We start from the raw sequence: 4,790 nt of genomic DNA, 5'->3' as shown, positions 1-4,790 counted from the left end.
TCATCACGAATGCGACGGTAACCATAACGACCTTCATTTTCCTCATAAATCGCTTTAATCTCAGCTTTCAAATCGGCATCTACATCTGGACGATTCATTTTCTTTACTAAATCATAATACGTGCTTCGAGGAATAGTAGCTAGCTCCACGAGTGCCTTCACCGAATATTTATGCCTTAATTCATAGACTACTTGCGCTTTGTCTTGTTTTGTGATTTTTCCTTGTTTTGAACTAAGGCATTTAACTTTTTTAAGTACTCATTTTCCATCTCAAGCTGTTTAATGCGTGCTTCAAGTGCTTCGACTGACCCTTCAGCTAAATGTTGTTTTAATTGTTTATTTGAATCTTTTTTCATGGATGGACGCCCCTTTTTCTTAGATTGAAGGGCATCAATTCCTTGTGTTTCGAGCTGTTTTTTCCAAACAGAAATCGTTGAAGGGGCAGGAATATTAAAGATAGCTGCCGTCTCAAATAAGGACATACCGTTTTCAATCATAAAGTTTAGTACGTCTAGTTTAAATTGTTGTGTGTAATTTGTACATCGTTTTAGAAAAGCTTCCAGACCATTCTGTTTATATTGGTTTACCCAATTCAAAATGATTGTGTCACTTATACCGAGCGATCTACCCATTTCTCGATAACTTTCATTTCCGTTCAAATAACGTAGAACGATTTGTATTTTTTCATCAGCTGTAAATTTAGCCATAGAAAAACTGCACCTCCAATTGTTAGACTGTGTCTAACAATTGGGGTGCAGTTCATAATTACTCTTTTTATATGTACGTCTTAATATTTTAGTCTCGTTCAAGTAAGGAAAGAAACGACTGTAATACCGGGGAAATCCATCTGGATTTATGATAGATTACATGACTTTGAATAATGGTTGGAGTTTCGATAGGCTGAAAACATAGTTGTTCTTTTTGGCAACTTTCTTGTACAACGATATAAGGAAGAATTGAAATGCCTAATTCACACATAACGGATTGTTTAATGACTTCAACATTGGAAGTTTCAAATGTTTTAGCTGGAATATTTCCACTTTGACGTAAAAAACGATCTACCATTGGCCTATAGCCGCAGCTTTGTTCTGTAAAAATGAACTGGGTGTCCTGTAATAACTGGAATGGATTTGCGTGTGCAGCGGAATAAACTGGTAAAATCCATCCAAATGTTTCATTACTAAAAGTACGCGTAATAAAATCATTATGTTCTATACTTTCTCCAATTATGAAGACAACGTCTGTTTCTCCTTCACGTAATTTTTGTAATGCTTGTTCATTTGTGTTTGTTTCAAGTACGATATTTACTTTCGGATTTTTCTGTTTGTAAGTACGTAATAATTGTGGTAATCGGTATACCGCTAATGATTCATTAGATGTAATACTTAATGTACCTTCTAAATAATCTGTATTTTGGGGGATTTCTTGCGCTTTTTCATATATTGCAAGTAATTCTAATGCATAAGGATGAAATTGATGACCTGCTTTTGTAAGTAGCACTTTTTTCCCTAACCGATCGAAAAGAGGAATATGTAAATCGTTCTCTAAAGCTTTCATATGTGCTGTAACAGTAGATTGCGCATAACCTAGCGCATGAGCAGCTTTAGAAAAATTACCATACTTCACAATGGCGCAAAATGTTTTAACATGTCTCATTTCCATAAGCGATCCCTCTTTTATTATCATGATTTGTGAATGATTATATCATGTATTTTAATTTTCCAAATGATTAAATTCCGTATAAAATAAAATTGTGGAAATATTCATTCAAGTGATATTGGAGGAGAAAAGATGATCAAAAAGGGCTATCATGTAGCTGTTGTTGGGGCTACAGGTGCGGTAGGGCAAAAAATTATTGAACTGTTAGAGAATGAAATGAAGTTTAATATAGTTGAAGTTACATTGCTTTCATCAAAACGATCCGCCGGTAAGAAAGTAAGATTCAAAGGACGAGAGATAATTATACAAGAGGCAAAAACAACTAGCTTTGAAGGTGTAGATATTGCCTTTTTTAGTGCTGGGGGAGAAGTATCTAGACAATTTGTAACTCATGCAGTTTCTAGTGGTGCGATTGTAATTGATAACACAAGTGAGTACCGAATGGCACAAGGTGTACCGCTCGTTGTTCCGGAAGTGAATGCGCATACTTTAGAGCGGCATAAAGGTATTATTGCAGTTCCAAATTGTTCAGCATTACAGATGGTAACTGCACTTCAGCCGATTCGAAAATCATTCGGTTTAGAAAGAATTATCGTTTCAACATATCAAGCTGTATCGGGTTCTGGCATTCATGCAATTCATGAATTACAAGAGCAGGCTAAGTCTATGCTTGCTGGTAAAGAAGTGAAAAGTGATATATTACCAGCGAAAAAAGATAAAAAACATTATCCAATAGCGTTTAATGTACTGCCTCAAGTAGATATATTTACAGACAATGATTTTACTTTTGAAGAAGTAAAGATGATTCAAGAAACGAAGAAAATATTAGAAGATGAAAACTTGAAAATGGCAGCTACTTGTGTACGTGTTCCAGTCGTATCAGGGCATTCAGAATCGGTTTATATAGAACTGGAAAAAGAAGCAACCGTTGCGGAAATTAAGGAAGTATTAATGGATGCACCAGGTGTTATTTTGCAGGATAACCCTAGTGAACAGCTGTATCCAATGCCATTATATGCAGAAGGGAAAATAGATACATTTGTCGGAAGAATACGTAAAGATCCTGATACGCCAAACGGATTCCACCTCTGGATTGTTTCCGATAATTTATTGAAAGGTGCGGCTTGGAATTCAGTTCAAATCGCAGAGACTTTAGTGGAAAAGGGGATACTTTAATATAGTTTGAAAAATTGGGGAATCGTTAATGATTTCCCGGTTTTTACTCATTGAAAGTTGGAGGAAGTATGCCTTTTTCTGAGGTGAATGTGAACTTTAAAAATAAAACTTATACTGACTTTTGGAGGGAAGATAAGAATAAATTGATGCCTAAAAGATAAATGGGATAAGATGGTAATATAAAGAGTGCATATACACTGGAGGGATTACCAATGCTAAAAGTTATGTTACCATTTGTTCTTATCTTTTTTCTTGTTATTGCGATGTATATTGCTTATCAAAAGAGAAAAAAATCCGAGATAAAAGGATTGAAAAGTGCGCTAACTTCTATTTGTTTCTTTTCACTCGCAATATTAAATATGTTTGCATATTGGTTTCATTTTGGCGGTGTTTTTACTTGGTTATTTTCAATTGTATTATTGCTAGTTGGTGCATATTTTACAAAATATATTCCAATATCTAAAAAGGTACATTAAAATTTATAAGAGTTTACATGCAATGTTTACTTTTTTGAAAAGAGATTATTCTACTAGATCGTTGTGAAACGATTTCATAGGACAATCTCTTTTGTTTAGTTTTGGAAAGAACGTACTGTGATTTGTAGTTGCTCAATAAATTCTCGAGTGGCAGCACACATATATTTATCTTTTCTATAAATAAGCCCTATTTCAATTTGAAGTGAACCCGAATAGTGGTACATGAAAAAAACACCTCCTGAATTCGCATACTAAGTATGCAAATTCATTGGAGGTGTTTTTCGTTTGAAGACAAGAGTTCATTACCCAGAAGAAGTAAAGTGGAAAGTGATTGAAATGAAAAAGGATGGATATTCCAATTGGACAATTATGGAGAAGCTTGGAATTAAAAATGTTTCCCAAATTAAGACGTGGATGAAGTGGTATCGTACCGATCAAACGTACCGTTTTCAACAACCTGTAGGAAAACAATATTCTTATGGAAAAGGACCAAAAGAGCTCAGTGAATTAGAACAGCTACGTTTAGAAAATAAACATCTAAAAACAAAATTACTTGTATGGGGAAAGTATCTGGAAATCGAAAGGGGCTGAAACCAGAAACTGTAGTTACTTTATGGAGAAATGTACAAACAAAAATAACGGTAAAAGACTTGTGTAACGTATTAGAATTACCCCGTTCTACATTTTATCGTTGGTTACAACGAACGGAAGATCTGAAAGATGATATAGAAGAAAAAGTAAAGGACGTCTGTCTTAGGCATAAATTCCGGTATGGATATCGAAGAGTGACCGCTACTCTTCGAAAAATGGGACTGTGTGTCAATCATAAAAAAGTATTACGAATCATGAGACAAAATCATATTCTTTCAAAAGTGCGTCGAAAGAAAAAGAAATATATCAATGGTGCGGAACCAATGGTAGCCCCTCATCGATTGGAGCGCCAATTCGATGCATCCAAACCAAATGAAAAGTGGTTTACGGATGTGACGTATCTCTTATTTGGAGAGCGTACCTTGTATTTATCAACGATCATGGATGCCTTTAATCGTGAAATTATTAGTTGTGTCATCAGCGAATCACAAACACTGACATTAGCGATGAAAACATTGAAACAAGCAATGAGAGGGCGAAAAGTAAAAGATGTCCTTCTTCACTCGGATCAAGGAAGTATTTATACAGCAAAAGAATTTCAAGCGTATGCCAAAGAAAACGGCATGATCACCAGCATGTCCCGGAGAGGAAATTGCCATGATAATGCCGTCATGGAAAGCTTCTTTGGTCATTTAAAAAGTGAAGCTTTCTATTCACAAAAGATAACAAAAGTATCCAACACAACTGTGCGAAAGATTGTGCTAGAATACATTCATTACTACAATTGTGTGCGAATTCAAGAAAAATTAAACCACCTATCCCCTAAAGAATTTAGGGAACAAGTGGTTTAGGTGTTTTGATTGGTGTCCCGTTTTCGGGGTTCACTTCA

General features: G+C 35.1%; 4 protein-coding genes and 3 pseudogenes. 4 read left to right on the top strand and 3 right to left on the bottom strand.

What is annotated here, in order from left to right:
* Positions 1 to 706: pseudogene (locus ACYFX0_RS30915) on the bottom strand (transposase); the annotation flags it as partial.
* Between the two features lie 88 nt (positions 707 to 794).
* A complete protein-coding gene (locus ACYFX0_RS30910; RefSeq protein ID WP_106082452.1) occupies positions 795 to 1,661 on the bottom strand; it encodes a LysR family transcriptional regulator in 867 nt (288 codons plus the stop codon).
* A gap of 129 nt (positions 1,662 to 1,790) precedes the next feature.
* Here ACYFX0_RS30910 and ACYFX0_RS30905 point away from each other — a divergent pair, with 129 nt between their 5' ends.
* The 3 genes and pseudogenes from ACYFX0_RS30905 to ACYFX0_RS30895 all read left to right on the top strand — a co-directional run bounded on the left by ACYFX0_RS30905 (position 1,791) and on the right by ACYFX0_RS30895 (position 3,310).
* Positions 1,791 to 2,834, top strand: a complete 1,044-nt coding sequence (locus tag ACYFX0_RS30905) for an aspartate-semialdehyde dehydrogenase (protein ID WP_000591706.1) — start codon at positions 1,791 to 1,793, stop codon at positions 2,832 to 2,834.
* A 41-nt stretch (positions 2,835 to 2,875) separates the two neighbouring features.
* Positions 2,876 to 2,995, top strand: a pseudogene (locus ACYFX0_RS30900) (C45 family autoproteolytic acyltransferase/hydolase); the annotation flags it as partial.
* A 51-nt stretch (positions 2,996 to 3,046) separates the two neighbouring features.
* Entirely contained in the window at positions 3,047 to 3,310 is a 264-nt protein-coding gene (locus ACYFX0_RS30895; protein ID WP_000921855.1) for a hypothetical protein, read from the top strand.
* A gap of 95 nt (positions 3,311 to 3,405) precedes the next feature.
* Here ACYFX0_RS30895 and ACYFX0_RS30890 read toward each other — a convergent pair.
* Positions 3,406 to 3,507 (bottom strand): annotated as a pseudogene (locus tag ACYFX0_RS30890) (LysR family transcriptional regulator); the annotation flags it as partial.
* Positions 3,508 to 3,595: 88 nt separating this feature from the next.
* Between ACYFX0_RS30890 and ACYFX0_RS30885 the strand changes: the two are divergent.
* Positions 3,596 to 4,752 (top strand): IS3-like element ISBt2 family transposase gene (locus ACYFX0_RS30885; protein ID WP_097826534.1). Its coding sequence is split into 2 segments (ribosomal slippage): positions 3,596 to 3,848 and positions 3,848 to 4,752, totalling 1,158 coding nucleotides; the frame shifts between segments, so codons are not numbered across the junction.
* Positions 4,753 to 4,790: the final 38 nt, after the last annotated feature.

The sequence above is a fragment of the Bacillus sp. NEAU-Y102 genome (assembly GCF_054788175.1).
Note: the sequence above shows the minus strand (reverse complement) of the source record. Positions and strands in the feature narration are given on the sequence as shown.

Excerpts from the sequence above, each read along its gene's own strand:
- ACYFX0_RS30905 (WP_000591706.1), top strand. The coding sequence starts at position 1,791 with ATGATCAAAAAGGGCTATCATGTAGCTGTTGTTGGGGCTACAGGTGCG.
- ACYFX0_RS30895 (WP_000921855.1), top strand. The coding sequence starts at position 3,047 with ATGCTAAAAGTTATGTTACCATTTGTTCTTATCTTTTTTCTTGTTATT.
- ACYFX0_RS30910 (WP_106082452.1), bottom strand. The coding sequence starts at position 1,661 with ATGGAAATGAGACATGTTAAAACATTTTGCGCCATTGTGAAGTATGGT.